The organism is Phytopseudomonas punonensis (assembly GCF_900142655.1).
Taxonomy (GTDB): domain Bacteria; phylum Pseudomonadota; class Gammaproteobacteria; order Pseudomonadales; family Pseudomonadaceae; genus Aquipseudomonas; species Aquipseudomonas punonensis.
In genome coordinates this window covers 18,312-35,675 of sequence record NZ_FRBQ01000008.1, presented here as the reverse complement: position 1 = coordinate 35,675, position 17,364 = coordinate 18,312, and the positions used below count along the sequence as shown (strand labels likewise).

The 17,364-nt window shown below is 62.8% G+C and carries 28 protein-coding genes; 27 read left to right on the top strand and 1 reads right to left on the bottom strand.

Annotated features, from left to right (window positions below; translation table 11 throughout):
* Nucleotides 1-136 precede the first annotated feature (136 nt).
* From BUC40_RS22950 to BUC40_RS23250, 27 genes are all read left to right on the top strand, one after another.
* Entirely contained in the window at nucleotides 137-922 is a 786-nt protein-coding gene (locus BUC40_RS22950; protein WP_073267479.1) for a DnaT-like ssDNA-binding domain-containing protein, read from the top strand.
* Nucleotides 903-1,715, top strand: a complete 813-nt coding sequence (locus BUC40_RS17590; protein ID WP_167369176.1) for an ATP-binding protein — start codon at nucleotides 903-905, stop codon at nucleotides 1,713-1,715. Before BUC40_RS22950 ends, BUC40_RS17590 begins: the two co-directional genes overlap by 20 nt.
* Nucleotides 1,712-1,870, top strand: a complete 159-nt coding sequence (locus BUC40_RS22945; protein ID WP_167369175.1) for a hypothetical protein — start codon at nucleotides 1,712-1,714, stop codon at nucleotides 1,868-1,870. The genes BUC40_RS17590 and BUC40_RS22945 overlap by 4 nt, the downstream gene beginning before the upstream one ends.
* A complete protein-coding gene (locus BUC40_RS17585; protein WP_073267478.1) occupies nucleotides 1,867-2,313 on the top strand; it encodes a dATP/dGTP diphosphohydrolase domain-containing protein in 447 nt (148 codons plus the stop codon). The genes BUC40_RS22945 and BUC40_RS17585 overlap by 4 nt, the downstream gene beginning before the upstream one ends.
* Nucleotides 2,314-2,514: 201 nt before the next feature.
* Complete coding sequence (locus tag BUC40_RS17575) at nucleotides 2,515-2,751, top strand: hypothetical protein (RefSeq protein ID WP_073267476.1); 237 nt, start codon at nucleotides 2,515-2,517, stop codon at nucleotides 2,749-2,751.
* 149 nt (nucleotides 2,752-2,900) lie between these two features.
* A complete protein-coding gene (locus BUC40_RS17570) occupies nucleotides 2,901-3,785 on the top strand; it encodes a site-specific integrase (protein WP_167369174.1) in 885 nt (294 codons plus the stop codon).
* A gap of 3 nt (nucleotides 3,786-3,788) precedes the next feature.
* Entirely contained in the window at nucleotides 3,789-4,064 is a 276-nt protein-coding gene (locus BUC40_RS17565) for a hypothetical protein (RefSeq protein WP_073267474.1), read from the top strand.
* Between the two features lie 80 nt (nucleotides 4,065-4,144).
* Nucleotides 4,145-4,348 (top strand): hypothetical protein, encoded by a 204-nt coding sequence (locus BUC40_RS17560; protein WP_083593606.1) that lies wholly within the window; start codon nucleotides 4,145-4,147, stop codon nucleotides 4,346-4,348.
* 74 nt (nucleotides 4,349-4,422) lie between these two features.
* Nucleotides 4,423-4,803 (top strand): VRR-NUC domain-containing protein, encoded by a 381-nt coding sequence (locus BUC40_RS17555; protein WP_083593619.1) that lies wholly within the window; start codon nucleotides 4,423-4,425, stop codon nucleotides 4,801-4,803.
* The gene (locus BUC40_RS17550; RefSeq protein ID WP_073267471.1) at nucleotides 4,800-5,354 is read left to right on the top strand and encodes a hypothetical protein; all 555 of its coding nucleotides are present in this window, start codon (nucleotides 4,800-4,802) and stop codon (nucleotides 5,352-5,354) included. Before BUC40_RS17555 ends, BUC40_RS17550 begins: the two co-directional genes overlap by 4 nt.
* Nucleotides 5,355-5,474: 120 nt before the next feature.
* Nucleotides 5,475-5,816, top strand: coding sequence for a hypothetical protein (locus BUC40_RS17545; RefSeq protein WP_073267470.1), 342 nt, complete (start codon nucleotides 5,475-5,477; stop codon nucleotides 5,814-5,816).
* Entirely contained in the window at nucleotides 5,816-6,136 is a 321-nt protein-coding gene (locus BUC40_RS17540) for a hypothetical protein (RefSeq protein WP_073267469.1), read from the top strand. The genes BUC40_RS17545 and BUC40_RS17540 overlap by 1 nt, the downstream gene beginning before the upstream one ends.
* Nucleotides 6,137-6,139: 3 nt before the next feature.
* Entirely contained in the window at nucleotides 6,140-6,526 is a 387-nt protein-coding gene (locus BUC40_RS17535) for an HNH endonuclease signature motif containing protein (RefSeq protein ID WP_073267468.1), read from the top strand.
* Nucleotides 6,527-6,679: 153 nt separating this feature from the next.
* Nucleotides 6,680-7,153: a phage terminase small subunit P27 family gene (locus BUC40_RS17530; protein WP_073267467.1), complete on the top strand. Its 474-nt coding sequence runs from the start codon at nucleotides 6,680-6,682 to the stop codon at nucleotides 7,151-7,153.
* Nucleotides 7,154-7,165: 12 nt separating this feature from the next.
* A complete protein-coding gene (locus tag BUC40_RS17525; protein ID WP_073267466.1) occupies nucleotides 7,166-8,893 on the top strand; it encodes a terminase large subunit in 1,728 nt (575 codons plus the stop codon).
* The gene (locus BUC40_RS22940; RefSeq protein ID WP_167369173.1) at nucleotides 8,890-9,051 is read left to right on the top strand and encodes a hypothetical protein; all 162 of its coding nucleotides are present in this window, start codon (nucleotides 8,890-8,892) and stop codon (nucleotides 9,049-9,051) included. The genes BUC40_RS17525 and BUC40_RS22940 overlap by 4 nt, the downstream gene beginning before the upstream one ends.
* Nucleotides 9,044-10,348 carry a phage portal protein gene (locus tag BUC40_RS17520; RefSeq protein ID WP_073267465.1) on the top strand — a complete coding sequence of 435 codons (1,305 nt, stop codon included), beginning with the start codon at nucleotides 9,044-9,046 and terminating at the stop codon, nucleotides 10,346-10,348. The genes BUC40_RS22940 and BUC40_RS17520 overlap by 8 nt, the downstream gene beginning before the upstream one ends.
* A gap of 3 nt (nucleotides 10,349-10,351) precedes the next feature.
* Nucleotides 10,352-11,188, top strand: coding sequence for a head maturation protease, ClpP-related (locus BUC40_RS17515; RefSeq protein ID WP_073267464.1), 837 nt, complete (start codon nucleotides 10,352-10,354; stop codon nucleotides 11,186-11,188).
* 185 nt (nucleotides 11,189-11,373) lie between these two features.
* Entirely contained in the window at nucleotides 11,374-12,585 is a 1,212-nt protein-coding gene (locus BUC40_RS17510; RefSeq protein ID WP_073267623.1) for a phage major capsid protein, read from the top strand.
* Between the two features lie 21 nt (nucleotides 12,586-12,606).
* Nucleotides 12,607-13,023, top strand: coding sequence for a hypothetical protein (locus BUC40_RS17505; RefSeq protein ID WP_073267463.1), 417 nt, complete (start codon nucleotides 12,607-12,609; stop codon nucleotides 13,021-13,023).
* Between the two features lie 11 nt (nucleotides 13,024-13,034).
* Nucleotides 13,035-13,343 carry a head-tail connector protein gene (locus BUC40_RS17500; RefSeq protein ID WP_073267462.1) on the top strand — a complete coding sequence of 103 codons (309 nt, stop codon included), beginning with the start codon at nucleotides 13,035-13,037 and terminating at the stop codon, nucleotides 13,341-13,343.
* On the top strand, nucleotides 13,340-13,888 hold the full coding sequence (locus BUC40_RS17495; RefSeq protein WP_073267461.1) for a hypothetical protein: 549 nt from the start codon (nucleotides 13,340-13,342) through the stop codon (nucleotides 13,886-13,888). The genes BUC40_RS17500 and BUC40_RS17495 overlap by 4 nt, the downstream gene beginning before the upstream one ends.
* A complete protein-coding gene (locus tag BUC40_RS17490) occupies nucleotides 13,888-14,496 on the top strand; it encodes a hypothetical protein (RefSeq protein ID WP_073267460.1) in 609 nt (202 codons plus the stop codon). The genes BUC40_RS17495 and BUC40_RS17490 overlap by 1 nt, the downstream gene beginning before the upstream one ends.
* A gap of 139 nt (nucleotides 14,497-14,635) precedes the next feature.
* Nucleotides 14,636-15,070: a hypothetical protein gene (locus BUC40_RS17485; protein ID WP_073267459.1), complete on the top strand. Its 435-nt coding sequence runs from the start codon at nucleotides 14,636-14,638 to the stop codon at nucleotides 15,068-15,070.
* A gap of 23 nt (nucleotides 15,071-15,093) precedes the next feature.
* On the top strand, nucleotides 15,094-15,273 hold the full coding sequence (locus BUC40_RS17480; RefSeq protein WP_073267458.1) for a hypothetical protein: 180 nt from the start codon (nucleotides 15,094-15,096) through the stop codon (nucleotides 15,271-15,273).
* A gap of 12 nt (nucleotides 15,274-15,285) precedes the next feature.
* Nucleotides 15,286-16,074 (top strand): phage tail tube protein, encoded by a 789-nt coding sequence (locus BUC40_RS17475; RefSeq protein ID WP_073267457.1) that lies wholly within the window; start codon nucleotides 15,286-15,288, stop codon nucleotides 16,072-16,074.
* A gap of 537 nt (nucleotides 16,075-16,611) precedes the next feature.
* A complete protein-coding gene (locus BUC40_RS23250; protein WP_279627151.1) occupies nucleotides 16,612-16,737 on the top strand; it encodes a hypothetical protein in 126 nt (41 codons plus the stop codon).
* Nucleotides 16,738-16,743: 6 nt separating this feature from the next.
* Here BUC40_RS23250 and BUC40_RS17470 read toward each other — a convergent pair whose 3' ends face one another.
* Complete coding sequence (locus BUC40_RS17470) at nucleotides 16,744-17,325, bottom strand: hypothetical protein (protein WP_073267456.1); 582 nt, start codon at nucleotides 17,323-17,325, stop codon at nucleotides 16,744-16,746.
* Nucleotides 17,326-17,364 lie beyond the last annotated feature (39 nt).

Below are 17,364 nucleotides of genomic sequence, written 5' to 3'. Positions count from 1 at the left end.
AGCCCGGTGGCTAGACCGGGCTCCATGAAGCACTACAACAGAGGCCTGATTATGGGCATTTCCCTTTTCCCCCGCAAGACAGGATGTGGCGCGCCACGTTTTGGCGTTGCGTGTTTCGTGGCACGTGGTGATTGCCATGGCCGGTGACTGGATCAAGTTTGAGTTGGCGACCCTGGACAAGCCCGAGGTTTGCCAGATTGCGGACGTGGCGGATATCGACCTCGATGCCGTAGTGGGAAAGCTGCTGCGGGTGTGGGGTTGGTTCGACCAGCAGACGGAAGCAGGTAACGCTCCGAGCGTTACCAAAAAGTTACTTGACCGTTTGGTTGGCGTTAGCGGTTTCTGCAATCACATGATTTCGGTGGGTTGGCTGATCGAGGCGGACGGGGAGATCAGCATCCCGAATTTCGACCGCCACAACGGCAAGACCGCTAAGAATCGCTCTCTCACGGCACTTCGCGTGGCAAGCCACAAAAAAGGTAACGGTAAAAGTAACGCTGCCAGCGTTACCCCACCGTTAGCGAATGCGTTACCTAGAGAAGAGAAGAGAAGAGATAAAGAACAACAACAGGCGCCCACCGCGATTGCGAACATCGAGGCCCGGCAGCGGTTCGAGATGTTCGAGGGTTGGGCACCGGACGAGGTGAGCCTGGCCACGCACCTGAAGCTGATCGGCATCACTGCCGACCAGGTGACGCCGGAAGCGACCAAGGAATTCGTTTCGTACTGGCTGACCCGCGACACGGCGCACAACCAGGCCGGCTGGTGCCGTGAGCTGGTGGCTTCAATCAAGCGCAGTGGCGTTCGTGCCGCTGCCGCGCCAACCGCCCGCCCTGGGCGAAGCAGCCAGCACACCGACCTGGCTAACCAAGACCCACATGCCGGACTGGAGGCCAGAACCGATGGCTCGTACAGGATCTGAATCCCTGGGCGCGAGTTTGGCGCGCCTGAAGCAATCGGCAGGCATCACCGGCACGGCGCCGGCTAAGTGCCCGACCCATGGTGATTACATCGCCAGTGTGCTGCGTGACGGTGCGCTCTCGGGGTGCCCTGAGTGTTCGCGCATCGATCAGGCCCAGGCTGAGGCGGTGGAGCGTGGCGAGCAGCAGCGTTTGGCGGTGGCGGCGCGTCTGGAGCGGCAGTTGGGGCAGGCGCTGATACCACCGCGGTTCAAGGACAAGACGTTCGCGAACTACCGGGCCAGCACTGACCGCCAGCAGGTGGCGCTGCAGCTGTGCGTGGATTACGCGAACAATTTCCCCGACAACGCGGCGCACGGCCGCTGCTTGATGCTGCTGGGCCACGTTGGCAACGGCAAGACGCACCTAGCGGTGGCGATCGGTTCGGCGGTGGTTGAGCAGCACCGGCGCACCGTGCTGTACACGACGGTTGCGCGGGTATGCCAGCAGGTGAAGGCGAGCTACGGCAAGGAGGCTGCGCAGAGCGAGCGCGAGGCGCTGGAGGTGTTCCGCACGCCGGATCTGCTGATTCTCGACGAGGTGGGGGCGAGTTACGGCACGGATTTCGAGCGGATGGTGATGTTCGAGGTGATCAACGCGCGGTACGAGGAGATGAAGCCCACCATCGTGATTTCGAACCTGTTCGCTCAGGCCTTGGCCGGTGCGCTCGGAGACCGCGTGGTGGACCGGCTTCGCGAGGGTGACGGCGTGGTGGTGGTGTTCGACTGGAACAGCGCGCGGCGAGGTGTGGCATGACCGCCGCCCAGGCCCAGGCCCTGCAGCAGTTGCTGCTGGTGGGCTTTCGGGTGGAGCAGATGGGCAGGCGGGTGATCAGGGTGCAGCGCGGGAACGATTACCGGCTGGTGCTGCAGGACGGTGGGTTGAAGCGGGCTATGGGGGCTAGGCGATGAGCGAGACGAAAGATACGAATCCGAAAGATGCGATTGGCTCGAAGAAGTTGCCGCTGCACCTGTGGCCGACCACCGCCAGTGCGATGGGTTGCCTGGGGCTACTGGATGGGGCCTCGAAATATGGCCGGGCCAACTGGAGAGCTGCAGGCGTGCGTGCGTCGATCTACTTCGATGCTGCGAACCGCCACCTGGCGGCTTGGTTCGAGGGGGAGGAGGCGGATCCGGATAGTGGGCTGCCTCACCTGGCGCACGCGCTGGCTTGCTTGGCGATCATCGTCGACGCCCAGGCCGCGGGGACACTCACCGATGACCGCCAGTTCCCCGGTGGCCATCGTGCCTTGATCAATCAACTGCCCGATCACGTTGCCCGAGTTCAGGGCGTGCATGCAGGCAAGGCGCCCAAGCATTTCACCATTGCCGATGGCGAGGTGGGCAATGGCTGACCTCCTGCGCGTTCGCGCCGTCCCAAACCGTCAGAACTGCTGGATCACGCCTGACGGCTACGTGCTTTTCGGCTGCCGTTACCAGCATGCCCGCGTGGCTGTGATCAGGCCGAATCAGCAGGTGCCATTCGCTTACTGCCTGACCGCCGCCGGCGCGGCCGCAGCCATTGAGGCGGCCCGTCCCGCCAGAGGAGTTCGTTGATGGCCAGCCCAACAATCGAGGATCTGCTGGATTTAGCTGAGGCTTGCCAGGAGTTTGAGCTGTGTGGGCTTGGCGGGCTAGTTCGGCCCTGGCGTGACGGGAGTCGTGAAAGGTTCTACGACACGGTGATGTACATGTTCGGCGACGACATCGAGATGGCCAAGGCGCTGATCGGCCAGATCCATGCGCTGCAAGCGCAAATCCGGGCGATGCGCGACGAGCAGGAGGCCCGCTGATGGCCAAGAAACCAGGCTTCCGCACCCTTGGCGATGTGGTCGAGTGGTGGCTGTCGCGCATTGAGGGTGACCGCACGCGCAGCGAGAAGTACCGCAGCACTATGGCCTCGGCGATGCGGGTTCAGGTTCTGCCAAGGCTTGGAAAGGTGATGATCGCGAAGCTGGATCGCGTGGTGATGGACAATAAGCTGGTATGGCCTATGCAGCAGGCTGAAATGGCGCCGCGTACGATCCAGAAGGCTATCCAGGGCCTGCGCCAGGCGTTCGCCATGGCCGAGGAGATGAACCGCATTGCGGCCAACCCGATGGCATCGATCACCTTCCGCAATTTCTACAAGGGCAAGCTTAAGCCGAAGCCAGCGGCGTTGTCGCGCATCGACCTGCGAGCGTTGGTGCGGCACCTGGTGGCGGTTTTCAACGATGATCCCGCCAAGGGCATGTTGCCGCTGCTGATGCTGGCTCACGGGACGCGTATCGGGGAGACCTTGTCAGCGCGCTGGTCCCGAGTGTCACTGGATGAGCGCATCTGGTTCATCAGCTCCGCTGACCAGAAGTCGAGCCGTGAGCATATGCTGCCGCTGACGCCGCAGGTCGTTGGCTTGCTCATGCGCTATCGCGAGGCTCTGCCTGAGCAACGGCTACGTTCGGCTTTCGTGTTCGCGGTGCGTGGTGGCAACCGGTTGGCAGAGACCAGCGCCCACAAGTTGATCCGCGGGATCAGCGGCCGCGCTTGGACCAGCCATGACCTGCGCAAGCTGATGCGCGACAGCCTGGCGGACATCGGCATCGACTACATGGTGGCCGAGCGGCTGATCAACCACTCGCTCGGCGTGACCGCCGAAACCTACCTGACCAAGGACGACATGGCCCGCCGGCGTGATGCGCTGGAACGCTGGCATGCCCGCCTCGATGAGTGCGGTTTTGCCAATGCACACGGCCAAAAAGTAGCTGTTCCTGCACTTCTGCAAAACAACGCAGCACCAGAGCTGGCGGGCATTGCCGCCGTTTCAAGCGCTTCTATGGGGGGAGGGTGAAAAATGCGTAATCAGTTCAAGGTTGGTGACCTGGCGATCACTCTGATCGACCTCCCGCCGGTCATGGCTGGTAGCGTTGTTGAGCTGCTTGAGTACTTCAGCCGAGGCGACATCATTCGCGGTCCAGTCCGAGATCATATTGCGCGCCTACCGGGGTGGATCTGCGCGCATCAGCTCGTGCCACTGAATGCTGCGTACGGAGAACATTCACTGATGCCGCTCCGCGGCGACTTCGAGCCTGAGCAGCAGAAGCAGCGCGAGGCCGAGCCATGCGCGTGACTGCCACACAGCAGCACGGCCGCTGCGAGATATGCAAAGGCTCGGGTCATTGGTCTGGCGTCTTCCATAGCGGAATCTGCGTGGCCTGCAATGGCGTCGGCGTGGTGCTGGCGAGCGGTGAGGCGATGAACCACGAAGATGCGATCGCCTATCTGCGCCAAGAATTGACCGCTGCCGAGCGCCGGGCACCACGCCCAGCCCGCAAAGTCATCGCCAGTGATGGCGAGCAGTACCAGCAAACCAACACGCGCGGCCCTGGTGGCTCGCATCTCTCGGGGGATTGACCGTGGCGCAACCGATCAAGAAGTGGCAACTGGCGAAGCCCAGCACCCGCCGGCCGGCCGTGGACTACGAGGGCATGGAACAGGCCGCACTGTTCCGCTGGCTGCAGGTTCGCCATCCGGTTGCCGCCGGCCTGGCGTATCACGTACCCAACGGTGGGCACCGTGTGAAGGCGGTGGCCGCCAAGCTGAAAGCGCAGGGCGTTAAGGCTGGGGTAAGCGACATCGTGCTGCCGATGGCTCGCGCCGGGTTCTTCGGCTTGTACATCGAGTTCAAGGCATCGGCGCCGCATAGCGCGGTGGTGAGCCAGTCGCAGCGCGACTTCCTGCATGACGTTGCGCAGCAGGGCTACAAGGCGGCGGTGTGCCGCGGCCTGGATGAGGCGATCAAGGTGATCGAGGCGTATCTGGCGAGCGCACCGACTGTGGTGATGGTTCAAGTGGGGGAGGGGCGATGATCTATCCAAGCGTTCAAAGTGCAGTGGTATCGGCGTTGGCCGCTGAATGCATCGACAACACGAGTAAGCAGGCATGGCAGAAGCTGATTGACTTGGACACGGTGCGGGTTGGGTCGGGCGTGTCCGGCTCGGATCGCATGCAGGCCGACTGCTGGGTGTTCGCCCGGCTGCACAGCCAACTAATCCCCAGGCACTGGAACGCGCTGGTGGCGAAGTTCAGCACGCACAAGGGGCGTAAGGTGCAGGCCATCAGTGCGTTGGTGCCGGTGGTGGCTTCACACGCCCCGAGATTGTTCGTTACCAGCGCAGTGACGGCCTGGGCAATCCCGCAATTGAAGGGCCTCGATGGAAAGCGCTCTGCTGACATGATCGTTCTGCCGCCCGAGTTCTATGACTTCAATCGATGGGATCCTGACGCGAATCCAGAGCGTACCCGTAGGCGCTGGAGGCAGGGTGTTGGTCAAGTTCTGGAGGACATGGTTACTGATGCATTAGCAGCAGCTGAACAGGTCCTCGAGCAAGAAGGCGTATTGGCTCGATCAGCTGCTTGACAGGGCATGGCCGTATGGCCGAATATTTACCCATCCTGCCGATCTTGCGTGTGTAGGATTAGTATTCAGAAGCCCCGCCATTGAGCGGGGCTTTTTCGTTTCTACCTATTGAGCGCCCCCATGGATCCCACAGACGGCAATCCTTTCGGCTGGTTCACAGCCGGGGGGATCGGTCTTATGTGGGCATTCACATGGCTGCGCAAGGCTTTCTCCAGCAGTGGCGCATCGATCGCCAATGACCGCGCCGAGAAGGACATGCTGGAACGGATGCTCGTCGAGAACGAGAAGCTCCGAGCAGCTAACGAGGTGGTGAGCAAAGAGCGGAACGACATGTATCGCCAGGTTGGCGAGCTCACTGGTGCCATGAAGGCCATGAACGCGCAGCTCGAGCAACAGGACAAGCAGATCGTCCGTCTGACCGAAGAAGTAGCGCGATTGAGATCTGCCCTTGAGGCGAAGTGATGAGCGAGATACCCGTAACGAAGCGCGCCAAGCATTGGTGGCGTCGTGCCGAGGTGTGGTTGCTGGCTGGTCTGTTCGTGATCAGTGGCGTGACCATCGGCTACCAGCTGGGCATGTACAGCGCACAGCGGCTTATGACTGCGCAGCTCGCCGATATTCGGCAGGCCTACGATGATGCTCTCGGGCGCAAGGATAAGAAGCTGGAGACGCTGGTAGAGACGACCAGCGAGGCGGCGAAGACCGCGGCGCAAGCAGCAGAGACAGCAAGCCAGGCGGCCAGCAAGGCGGCTGAGGGCAGTTCATTGCCCGGGGAGCGTTGATCTATGCCGGTCCGTCCACTCAAGCCCTGCGCCTGGGCTGGCTGCAGCACGCTCGTGCGTGGCGACTACTACTGTCCTCGCCACGCGCCGCTAGCAGCCGAGAAGCAACAGATAGCGAAGCGCACCGTTCACAAGCGCTACAACGAGCGGCGTGATGAATCTGATGGGTTCTACAAGGCTGAGCGCTGGCGTCGGCTCAGCATCTACTACCGCAAGAAGCATCCTGTTTGCGAACACTGCGACAACGCCGCTAGCGACCTGACTGACCACATCAAGCCCTACAAGACACATCCCGAACTGGCACTGGACTGGGACAACCTCCGCGCCCTGTGCAGGCCATGCCACAACAGCATCGGTGAGCGCGTGGGTTTGCTCGGCAGCCGGCCGTAGACGTACGAGTCGAGGAATTTCTTCGATAAATCAGTTAATGAGAATCATTACCATTGGTGGGGCGGGTCGAAACCTTGCCGCTGCAGACCGCCCGAACGACGGGGGGAGCCAAATTTTCATACCCGCGAAAAATGAAATTCAGGAGTTCGGCCCATGCCTGGTGTTGCAGGGCGATCCGGCCGGCGCCCGAAACCCACGGCCAAGAAGGCTCTGGCGGGCAATCCTGGTAAGCGGGCGCTCAATAAAACTGAGCCCAAATTCACCGAGATAACGCACGTTGATCCGCCCGAATGGATGCAGCCGCTGGCCATCCAGATGTGGCAAACCGTCGTTCCCGAGCTGCTCGCGCAGCACATCGTGTGCATCACTGATCTGCACAACGTCGAGGCGTTCTGTACGGCTTATGCCAACTGGCGTTCCGCCCAGGAACTGGTCGTTCAGCACGGTCCGATTGTCGAGTCTGCGATGGGCAGCCCCATGAAGAATCCGGCGCTGACTGCTGCCAAGGAGGCCATGTCGCAGATGGTGACGTTCGGCGCGATGCTCGGCCTCGATCCGTCGAGCCGTTCCCGTCTGATCGGCGGCAAGAAGGCGAAAGCCAACAACCCATTCGCAGATCTCGTCTGACCGCAGGCTCACATGGCAACGAAGTACCCCAACGTCGAATCCGCGATTCGTTGGGGGAAGCGTGTCATTGCCGGCAAGGTGCCGTGCTGCAAGTACGTGCGCGAAGCAGTTGAGCGGCATTTCTGCGACCTGGCCAAGAGCCGGGGCGCCAGGTTCCCGTACCGCTTCGACCCGGCCAAGGCCGAGAAGAAGCTGCGGCTGATGCAGATGCTCCCGCATACCAAGGGTGAGTGGGCGTTCAAGCGGCAGCTGGTCACTCTTGAGCCCTGGCAATTGTTCGGCTTCGCCATGACGTTTGGCTGGGTGCGCAAGCACACGGGCTTTCGCCGCTTCCGCGTCAGCTACTGGGAAGTGCCCAGGAAGAACGGCAAGAGCGTGGTCGCCGCCGGCGTGGGGATCGGCATGTTCACCTCGGACGACGAGTTCGGCGCCGAGGTCTACGCCGGCGCCACCACCGAGAAGCAGGCCTGGGAGGTGTTCCGCCCTGCGCGACTGATGGTCAAACGCTCGCCCATGCTGATGGAAGCCGCCGGCATCGAGGTCAACGCCTCGAACATGAACCGCCCGCTGGACGGCAGCCGCTTCGAGCCGCTGATCGGCAACCCTGGTGACGGCGCCTCGCCGAGTTGCGCGATCGTCGACGAATACCACGAGCACCAGAGCGCCGCGCTGTACGAAACCATGCTCACCGGCATGGGCGCCCGCCGGCAGCCGCTGATGTTCGTGATCACAACCGCCGGTTCTGACATCGAAGGCCCGTGCTACGACCTGCGACGCCAGGTGATCGAGATGCTCGCCGGCGACGTGCCGGACGAAGAGCTGTTCGGCTGGATCTGGACCATCGACGAAGGCGACGACTGGACCGACCCCAAAGTGCTGGCCAAGGCCAACCCGAACTTCGGCATCTCGGTGTTTCGCGAGTACCTGGAAAGCCAGCAGCAGCGCGCCATCCGCACCGCGCGGTTCACCAACACCTTCAAGACCAAGCACCTCAACATTTGGGTATCGGCGAAGGCGGGCTTCTACAACATGGAAGCCTGGCGCAACAGTGCCGACGCCAGCCTGACCCTGGAGCAGTTTGAGGGGCAGGACTGCGTGCTGGGCTTCGACCTGGCCCGCAAGCTCGACATGAACAGCATGGCGCGCCTGTTCTGGCGTGTCATCGACGACCGCATCCACTACTACTGCGTGGCCCCGTGCTTCTGGGTGCCAGAAGACACGGTGCGCAGCGTCGACAACCAGCGGATGTCCGAGCGTTTCCAGGCTTGGGTAAACACCGGCGACCTGATCGAGACAGCAGGCGCCGAGGTGGACTACCGCGAGATCTTGGAAGAGGCCAAGGACGCAGGCCGCAAGTGCGCCGTGAAGGAATGCCCAATCGACCCGCACGGTGCCACCGGCCTGTCGCACGAGCTCGAAGACGAAGGCCTTACGCCCGTCGTCATCACCCAGAACTACACCAACATGTCCACGCCCATGAAGGAGCTTGAAGCCGCCATTTTGAGTGGCCGCTTCCACCACGACGGCAACCCCATCATGACCTGGTGCATGGGCAATGTGATCGGCAAGAACCTGCCGGGCAACGACGACATCGTGCGGCCGATCAAGCAAGGCAACGACAACAAGATCGACGGTGCCGTGGCACTAATCATGGCGGTGGGCCGCGTGCTCGCCCAGGCCACAACCCCCAACACCGACGACGACTGGTTCGACGCCATACGGAATCCCATCATCACATGAACGCCTTCCTTGCATTCCTGCTGGTCAGCCTGGCCGGTTTCGCATTGCTGTGCGCGGGCGTCTGGCTGCTGGCCGGTACCGGCTGGGCGCTGATCTCCGGGGCCAGCTCGTTGTTCTGCATTGCAGGCTTCATCCGCCGGGGTATGACCAATGGGTAAAAGCCTCATGCAGGCGCTGGTCACCTCGGCGCAGCGGCCGGCCGCCAGCCTCACCGAGTGGGTCGGCAAACCGATTCGTCTGAGTGACGGCGGGTTCTGGAGCAGCTATTTCGGTAGTCAGTCCAGCTCCGGCAAGACCGTGAACGTCGACAACGCCATGCGCCTGTCCACCGTGTGGGCCTGCGTGCGCATCATCTCGATGTCCGTTGCGGGTCTGCCGCTCAACATCTACCGCCGCAAGGCTGATGGCAGCCGCGAGACAGCGCGGGACTTCCCGCTCTACGACGTGGTGCACACCAGCCCCAACGAAGACACGACAGCCTTTCACTTCTGGCAGGCTGTCGTTGCCTCGATGCTGCTGTGGGGCAACGCCTACTGCGAAATTCACCGCTCAGCCGGCCGCGTGATCGCCATCGACTTCCTGCTGCCTGGCCGCGTGAAGCCCGAAACGGACGATAACGGCCGGCTGCGCTACTGGTACTCGCCCAAGAAGGGCCCGCGCCGCGAGATTCTGCGCAAGGACATGCTGCACATTCCGGCCTTCACCCTGGACGGCAAGATGGGCCTTTCCGCCATCCGCTATGGCGCCGACGTCTTCGGCTCGGCGATGTCGGCGGATGACGCGGCAAACAGCACGTTCAAGAACGGCATGATGCCCACCGTAGCGTTCAAGATGGACCGGGTGTTGAATCCAGAGCAGCGGACCGACTTCCGCGAGTACGCGAAGACCATCAGCGGTGCCATGAACGCCGGCAAGTCGCCGGTTCTTGAATACGGCATCACGCCAGAGGCGATCGGTATCAACCCCGCCGACGCGCAGCTGCTTGAATCCCGCGGGCACAGCGTCGAGGAAATTTGCCGGTGGTTCGGCGTGCCGGCCTGGATGGTCATGAAGACCGACAAGGGCAGCAACTGGGGCACTGGCCTGGAGCAGCAGCAGCTGGCGTTCCTCACCTACTGCATCATGAGCTACACCGCGCCCATCGAGCAGTGCGTCGAGAAGAAGCTGCTTACCGCCGTGGACCGCATCACCTATTACGCCGAGTACTCGCTCGAGGCATTCCTGCGCGCCGACAGCGCAGGGCGCGCCGCTTACTACGCAACCATGACCCAGAACGGGAACATGACCCGCGGCGAAGTGCGGCGCAAAGAGAACCTGCCTTCCAAGCCAGGCGACGACATCCTCACCGTTCAATCCAACCTCGTGCCGCTCGACCAACTGGGCAAGCAGAGCGAAAGCCAATCCGTTCGCGCCGCCCTGATGAATTGGCTATCCGCCGAACCGCCAAAGGAATAACCCATGAAGCTGAAGATCCAGTCTCGCGGCCTGCGCAGCGAGCTGAGCCCGCGCGCGCTCGAGAAATGGAACCCCGCCATCCAGGCGGCGGTGGAAAGCACCTCCGACACCATCACCATCTATGGCGTGATCGGTGAAGACTGGTACGGCGATGGCGTCACCCTCAAGCGCATCGACGCCGCGCTGCGCGCCATTGGCGAGCGGGACGTAACCGTCTACATCAACTCGCCCGGCGGCGACATGTTCGAAGGCATCGCCATCTACAACCGCCTGCGCGAGCACAGCCACAAGGTCAGCACCAAGGTGCTGGGCATGGCAGCCAGCGCGGCGTCGGTGATCTACCTGGCCGGCGAAGAGCGCCAGGTGGCCAGCAGCGCGTTCCTGATGATCCACAACTGCTGGACTATCCTGGGCGGCAACCGCCACTACCTGCGCGACGTCGCCGACGACATGGAAGAGTTCGACGCCGCCATGGCCGACCTCTACGCCGAAACCAGCGGCCAGACGGTCGAGAGCATGGCCGAGATGATGGATGACGAAACGTTCATCCGCGGCAAGCGCGCCGTCGAGTTGGGCCTGGCCACCGGCCTGCTTGCCTCCGACGAAGTGACCGAACGAACCACCACCGAAACTCAGCAGAACAACGCCCTCAAGGCCATGGACATCGCCCTGGCCAAAACCGGCATGCCGCGCTCCGAGCGTCGCGAACTGTTCGCCAATTTCAAGTCCGGCACGCCTCGCGCTGCCGGCGGGGACACGCCGCGCGCTGTCCCGACCGATAAGCCCCGCGCTGTCGCGCTCGACCTGCAGCCACTCCAGAAAATCACTTTTCCCGCATAAGGAACAACACCATGAAATTCCGTCTCTCCCCGCTGTTCCTGATGGCTGTGCTGGCCGTCGCAGCGCTGATCCCGCTCACCTTCGGCATCACTGCCGAATCCATCCTCGGCACCTTGTTGTTCCTCGGCGCCGCTACCGCCCTGGTGCAGCCAGGCAAGTCCAGCTACCGCGCCTGGAACGCCCAGATGGGTAAGGTCGGTGAAGAAGGCATCGAAGAGCAGTACAAGCAGGTGCAGGCCAACCTGAAGGAGGTTGGCGACAAGCTGAAAGCGCACGCTGAGCAGGCTCAGAAGGATGTCGACAGCCACAAGGCGATGAGCGCGGAAACCCGCGCCAAGGTCGACGAAATGCTGACTAAGCAGGGTGAGCTGCAGGCCCGCCTGCAGGAAGCCGAGCAGAAGCTGTTGAACGCCAACAGTGATCGCGGCCAGGGCGAGCGTCAGCAGTCTGCTGGCGAGCTGGTCGTCAGCGCCGAGTCCATGCAGGGCGTGAACAGCTCCTTCCGCGGTTCGCGCCGCGTCTCGGTGCCGCGTGCGGCGATCACCTCCGTTGGCAGCTCTGGTGGCTCCCTGGTTCCCGCTGATCGCCGTCAGGAAATCATCATGCCGCCGGAGCGCCGCCTGACCATCCGTGACCTGATCGCCCCCGGCACCACCACCAGCAACTCCATCGAGTATGTGCGTGAAACCGGCTTCACAAACAACGCGGCGGCGGTAGCCGAGGGCGGCGCCAAGCCATACTCGGACATCACGTTCGCGCTGGAGAACGCGCCGGTGCGCACGCTGGCCCACCTGTTCAAGGCAAGCCGCCAGATCCTCGACGATGCCGCCGCGCTGCAGAGCTACATCGATGCCCGCGCTCGTTACGGCCTGCTGATGGTGGAAGAATCCCAGCTGCTCTACGGTAACGGTACCGGTGCGAACCTGCAGGGCCTGATGACCCTTGCCCAGGCTTACGCTGCGCCGGGTGGCATTGTCGTCACCGGTGAGCAGCGCATCGATCGCCTGCGTCTTGCGCTGTTGCAGGCTGAGCTGTCCGAGTTCCCGGCAGACGGCATCGTGCTCAACCCGATCGACTGGGCGGCTATCGAGCTGACCAAGGACGGCGAGGGCCGCTACATCGTCGGCCAGCCGCAGGAAGGCACCGCGGCCCGCCTGTGGAACCGCCCTGTGGTTTCCACCCAAGCCATGCAGCAGGACGAGTTCCTCACCGGTGCATTCCGTCTCGGTGCGCAGATCTTCGACCGCATGGACATCGAGATCCTGGTCTCCACTGAGAACGACAAGGACTTCGAGAACAACATGGTGACCATCCGCGCAGAAGAGCGCCTGGCCTTCGCCGTGTATCGCGACGAAGCCTTCGTCACCGGCCCGCTGACCGGCGCCGCCGGCGGCTGATCCTCACCCCGTCGATAACCCATGGCGCCCGAGTCGGGCTCCGAACACGAGGGCATTCCCGTGGAAGGTACCGAGAACAGCAACACCCAGGGCGCGCCGGACGCTGGCGATGTCGCGGCTGCAGCAGCTGGCCAAGCAACCGCCCCAGCCGCCGCTGCTGCACCGCCCAAGCCTGCCGCTGCCAAGGCCGCCGGCAAGCAGGGCAAAAAGAAAGATGGCACCGCTGGTGAAGCCGAAGCAGACCCAGCCGCCAAAGCCAACCCCAACCCGCAAACCGTCGAGATCTGGCCGCTGCGCTCCTACCAGGACGCCGGCGAGATCAAGCGCCGTGGCGGCAAGAGTTACAGCGTGAGCAAGCGCCACGCCGATGCACTGATCGCCCGTGGCCTGGCCACTGACGAGCAGCCTGCCAAGGCCAAAACCGACAGCACCGAGTAAGGAACCATCCTATGCCCATGCCGACCCTCGCGGACCTCAAAACCCACCTGCGGATCCGGCACGGGCATGAGGATGCCGATTTGCAGATGAAACTGGACGCGGCCATCGACAACGCCAGCCAGTTCATCAACCGCCCGATCCCCTGGACGGACGAAGCCGGCGATCCCGTGGATGTGCCCAACAGTGTGCGGCTGGGCATCCTCATCATCGCCGCGGAGCTTTACAGCAATCGCGAACAGTCGGTGGTGGGCACCATCTACACGTCCATCCCCAAGGCCGAGAACATGCTGCACTTCTACCGCGTGGGGCTGGGCATATGAGAGCAGGGCACCTCAACACCCCGGCCACGCTGCTGGAGCTGAACGCCGACATCCAGGCCTGCGAGCTCGACTGGATGTGGTGCGGGATCGACACCAAGGAGAGCGCCGAGCCGCCGTTCCCCACCGGCCTGCGCAACCCCGCCAAGGTCGCCATTCGCGCCTGGTGGGACGAACGCCTGCGCCAGGGCCGCTACCTGCGAACCGAGCACCGCCTGTTCCACATCGACAGCGCGCGCGACTACCGCGGCGACCGCGCCGAGCTGGCCATCACCGCCACCGAGTTCATCGGCGAGCTCGCCCAGCTTATGCGTGTTGGCCACCCGACGCGCTGCGTACGCGTGTTCCTGGACATGCAGAGCCCCTGGCGTGACGATAACGGCCAGGTGATTGACTACCGTACCCGCGCCGAAGTGGCGCTGATCGAAGCGGGCAGGGTGCACACCGACGACAGGCTCACCGTCGGCGGCGTCACCTACCTGGTGACCGCGTTGCCCAACGACATGGACGACGGGATCGTCCGCAACGTCTGGCTGGAGCCGCTCTGATGGACATGGGAGTACGGCTGGTGGGCAAGGAGCTTGCCCGGGCCAGGCTGGCCCAGATCAACCGCAGCATCGAACCGGTGTTGCGCGGCGCGCTGAATACCACGGCTACCAAGACGCGCACCGAGCGCTATGTGAAACGCATGGGCGGCGTGTTCAAGTCGTCCATCCTCGGCGCCCGCCTGGGCGGTGCGGATGTCCGTGGCAAGCTGACCATCAAGCGCGCCCGCAAAGGCCGGATGAACAGCCGCATCATCCCGTCCAGCTCCGGCGTGCGGGTCGACGATTACCGGCGCTGGTTCTTCGAGTGGGTCAGCCCGACTCGTGCCCGGGTGTTCGTGATGGGCCTGCGGGGGAAGAAGCTCGCCGCCGGCTTCGTCAACCCGGCCAGCATCGGCCAGAAGCCCCTGGCCACCCGCGGTGACAAACACACTTCCAACAAGAACTACCGGCGCAACCTCAAGCTGCAGACCGCCATGGGCCCTTCGATGGCCTACTGGTTCCAGCAACTGACGGGCGCCGAAACCATCCGCTGGACGAACACCTTCCTGCGGCAAGAATTCGAACGCCGCGTGCGGCGAGAGATCGCCCGATACGGCGGAGGCGTCTGATGCGAACCAACTCTGTTCCGCCCGCACCACCGGCGCCTCCGCCGTGCCGGTTGGTCTGCACCGCATGCGGAGACATCACCAAAGCGCGCCGGCACACCCATTGGCTGTGTCGGCTGCGGGTCTGGTTGGGAGGTGAGCCATGATCAAGGCCGCCCAGGTCACCAAGGCGCTGCGCGGCCAGCTCGAGCAGATACGCCCAGCCAACGGCTACTACACCGACCTCAAGGCCGTGTACGGCCCCCAAGATAAACCCAGCGACAAGCCGCCGCTGCCCTACGCGCTGGTGCGCTGGGCCAGCGACGTGCGCACCGACCTCGCCGTGACCCAGGCGCTGCGCGCGCGCAGCTTCGAGATCGAGGTGTTCTTCAGCAAGGCCTGCAACGAGGAGGATCTCGACGCCGTGCACGTCGACATCCTGCGTTGCCTCGGCATCGGGCAAGACCAGCCGGAGCGAATGTTCCCTGGTCTGCTGGAAGGCGAAGACGAAGCCATCCCGCGCTGGGCCAGCAACGGCGAAACCACCCACAGCATCACCATCACCGTCGGCGTGCAGTACGCGCAGACCTACAACTGACGGCCCCAGGCCAGGAGAAGCACATGAAGCTGAAGGCGATCACGCCCCAGTACGTCGAGGGCCGCCTGGTGCCGCCCGGCAAGCAGTTCGAAACCACCGCCGCTGATGGCGCGCGGCGAGTCGAGGAGGGTGGCGCCAAGCCAGAAACCCACACTACTACCAAGACCACCAAAGCCAAGGCCTCGGCCGAAGCCGCCCAGTAAGGAACCGCCAGCATGCTTTACACCCAACTTTTCCGCGGCCCTTGCGGCGTCGCGCCGTATCCGTCGTTCGCGTTCGAAGAGCTGTTTAAGCTGCAGAACGTGACCGCCGAGCCCGAGCAGACCGAAATCGTCATCCAGGACCCGAGCCGTATCGGCTTGCCGGAATTGGATGGCGTCAACTCCGTGACCGCCATCAACATCACCGGCGAGGCCGTGAGCTTCAGTCCGGCCGCAGCCGCCGTGGCCCTATACGGCTCCGTCGAGCGCGTGCCGGCCGGCACCGCCGAAGAAGAGCAGCACGACGCGTATGTCGACCGCACCATCCGCCTGGCCAACATCCCCCTGGTGGTCACCAGCGTGACCGCCGTTGGCGGCGGTACCACTTATGTGCGTGGCGTCGACTACTCCGTCACCCCTGGTGGCATCCGCGTGCTGATCGGCGGCGCCCTGGCCGACGCCATCAATGCCACCGTCGCCCCGGCGGACGGCGGCCTCAAGCGCCTGCCGATCGAGGTCAACTACAGCTACCCGACCGTGGACGTGATCAAGCCGTTCACCCAGGGCCGCAAGTTCTTCCGCGTGATGTTCGAGCAGATCAACGAAGCCGGCGACGGGGAGAAGCGGCGTATCACCTGCTTCTACGCGCGCATCAGCCTCAACGGCGGCATGCCGCTGAACCAGGCCGCCGAATTCGGCGTGATCCCTGTTTCCATCCGCCTGCTGTCCGACCCGAATATCTTCGATGTCGGCGAGGCATCGATCTGGGAGTGGGAAGTGCAGAACACTGACGAGGCGGCGTGATCATCAGCTCGCCCGTAGGTTGCTTGAGCAGCCTGGCACTTTCTCAGTAGATTTCAGCCATTGTGGACACAGCTGTAATCAAGGCGCCTTGAGCGCTTTTTTTGTGTCCACAGAAAAATCCACGATACCCAGAGCCGACAAGGCTTCTGGGGTTTTTTATGCTCTCGATCCAACCCGATGCTGGCTGCACCACTACATGTAGTGGGCTCGCATGGCAGCAGTGATCAAACGAATGAATGGGCGCACGTAATCTGGCGGTCGCGAAATGAGTGGGATGCGACCGGTTTTGTTAGAGCCACATATCGAGGGGAGATGTTGTAGCCCATGGCATGGACAGCAAAACCCCTCACTGGAAGGACACCGCCCCGATTTCGAGTAACTGCACCGAGTTGAAGTGAATGCTCGGTGCAATTCAGGCTGAATGATTTCAGCCAGCCCCAAAAAGCAAAACCCCCGAGGCCGGCCAGCCTCGAGGGTTTCTATCCAACCCCATGACGCACCATGAGGAGAATGTGTTTGGATTATAGGACAATCCCGATGTGTCTCAAAGTCATTGAGCAATCGAAGCCGCTCAAGAAAATGCTGTGGGCGGTGATCTTCGTGGCGTTCTGTTTCAGCCTCAGTTTCGTGGCGGACTTCGTCAACGCGTTCAGAGGCTGGTGAACGCTGTCAGTGCCACCACCGCCAGATCCGCACCTTGTTTCGATAGGTGATCAGCCGTCCGGCTCTTCCGGAGAATCGCAGCCACGCGAGCTCAAACAGATACATGGGCATTGCGGCCATAAATGCCGTGCTAGGCGCCGAAGCAAGGGGCCCTTCTTTGAGAAGAAATACCTCCTTCAGCCCAATGGCCGTAACCCAGAATCCGAACCACATCAGCATGATCAGGAAACATGTGTGACCACGGCTGGCCTCGCGGTTTATCCAGGTTTCATCAAAGCGATAACGTCGGACCCATCGGCAGTCGCGAACCTTGTAGCGCCGGAGTGCACGTCTGATCAGGCCACGATCATCCCGCCGCTCGATGCGCCGAGCGGCGGTCAAGCTTTTCTTGGTTGGTGTCTCAATCTTTGCATTTGCTGATGACCTCTGGCGCCACGTCTGAAGGTAGGTCGCCAATTTTTGGCGGATGACTCGCCAATTGCGCAGCGCTCCATACGCGAGCACGTAAAGAAATACCTTTGCGACTTCCGCTGCCCCAATGCCTACGAGCCAGGTCCAGAAGGCACCTGGCGATGATAGGAAATCCATAAGAGTTCTCTAGCCAAAGCCCTAGACGCTACTACGTGG

Coding starts and splice junctions, on each gene's coding strand:
- BUC40_RS22950 (WP_073267479.1), top strand. CDS start 137: ATGGCCGGTGACTGGATCAAGTTTGAGTTGGCGACCCTGGACAAGCCC.
- BUC40_RS17590 (WP_167369176.1), top strand. CDS start 903: ATGGCTCGTACAGGATCTGAATCCCTGGGCGCGAGTTTGGCGCGCCTG.
- BUC40_RS22945 (WP_167369175.1), top strand. CDS start 1,712: ATGACCGCCGCCCAGGCCCAGGCCCTGCAGCAGTTGCTGCTGGTGGGC.
- BUC40_RS17585 (WP_073267478.1), top strand. CDS start 1,867: ATGAGCGAGACGAAAGATACGAATCCGAAAGATGCGATTGGCTCGAAG.
- BUC40_RS17575 (WP_073267476.1), top strand. CDS start 2,515: ATGGCCAGCCCAACAATCGAGGATCTGCTGGATTTAGCTGAGGCTTGC.
- BUC40_RS17570 (WP_167369174.1), top strand. CDS start 2,901: ATGATCGCGAAGCTGGATCGCGTGGTGATGGACAATAAGCTGGTATGG.
- BUC40_RS17565 (WP_073267474.1), top strand. CDS start 3,789: ATGCGTAATCAGTTCAAGGTTGGTGACCTGGCGATCACTCTGATCGAC.
- BUC40_RS17555 (WP_083593619.1), top strand. CDS start 4,423: ATGGAACAGGCCGCACTGTTCCGCTGGCTGCAGGTTCGCCATCCGGTT.
- BUC40_RS17550 (WP_073267471.1), top strand. CDS start 4,800: ATGATCTATCCAAGCGTTCAAAGTGCAGTGGTATCGGCGTTGGCCGCT.
- BUC40_RS17545 (WP_073267470.1), top strand. CDS start 5,475: ATGGATCCCACAGACGGCAATCCTTTCGGCTGGTTCACAGCCGGGGGG.
- BUC40_RS17540 (WP_073267469.1), top strand. CDS start 5,816: ATGAGCGAGATACCCGTAACGAAGCGCGCCAAGCATTGGTGGCGTCGT.
- BUC40_RS17535 (WP_073267468.1), top strand. CDS start 6,140: ATGCCGGTCCGTCCACTCAAGCCCTGCGCCTGGGCTGGCTGCAGCACG.
- BUC40_RS17530 (WP_073267467.1), top strand. CDS start 6,680: ATGCCTGGTGTTGCAGGGCGATCCGGCCGGCGCCCGAAACCCACGGCC.
- BUC40_RS17525 (WP_073267466.1), top strand. CDS start 7,166: ATGGCAACGAAGTACCCCAACGTCGAATCCGCGATTCGTTGGGGGAAG.
- BUC40_RS22940 (WP_167369173.1), top strand. CDS start 8,890: ATGAACGCCTTCCTTGCATTCCTGCTGGTCAGCCTGGCCGGTTTCGCA.
- BUC40_RS17520 (WP_073267465.1), top strand. CDS start 9,044: ATGGGTAAAAGCCTCATGCAGGCGCTGGTCACCTCGGCGCAGCGGCCG.
- BUC40_RS17515 (WP_073267464.1), top strand. CDS start 10,352: ATGAAGCTGAAGATCCAGTCTCGCGGCCTGCGCAGCGAGCTGAGCCCG.
- BUC40_RS17510 (WP_073267623.1), top strand. CDS start 11,374: ATGGGTAAGGTCGGTGAAGAAGGCATCGAAGAGCAGTACAAGCAGGTG.
- BUC40_RS17505 (WP_073267463.1), top strand. CDS start 12,607: ATGGCGCCCGAGTCGGGCTCCGAACACGAGGGCATTCCCGTGGAAGGT.
- BUC40_RS17500 (WP_073267462.1), top strand. CDS start 13,035: ATGCCCATGCCGACCCTCGCGGACCTCAAAACCCACCTGCGGATCCGG.
- BUC40_RS17495 (WP_073267461.1), top strand. CDS start 13,340: ATGAGAGCAGGGCACCTCAACACCCCGGCCACGCTGCTGGAGCTGAAC.
- BUC40_RS17490 (WP_073267460.1), top strand. CDS start 13,888: ATGGACATGGGAGTACGGCTGGTGGGCAAGGAGCTTGCCCGGGCCAGG.
- BUC40_RS17485 (WP_073267459.1), top strand. CDS start 14,636: ATGATCAAGGCCGCCCAGGTCACCAAGGCGCTGCGCGGCCAGCTCGAG.
- BUC40_RS17480 (WP_073267458.1), top strand. CDS start 15,094: ATGAAGCTGAAGGCGATCACGCCCCAGTACGTCGAGGGCCGCCTGGTG.
- BUC40_RS17475 (WP_073267457.1), top strand. CDS start 15,286: ATGCTTTACACCCAACTTTTCCGCGGCCCTTGCGGCGTCGCGCCGTAT.
- BUC40_RS23250 (WP_279627151.1), top strand. CDS start 16,612: ATGTGTCTCAAAGTCATTGAGCAATCGAAGCCGCTCAAGAAAATGCTG.
- BUC40_RS17470 (WP_073267456.1), bottom strand. CDS start 17,325: ATGGATTTCCTATCATCGCCAGGTGCCTTCTGGACCTGGCTCGTAGGC.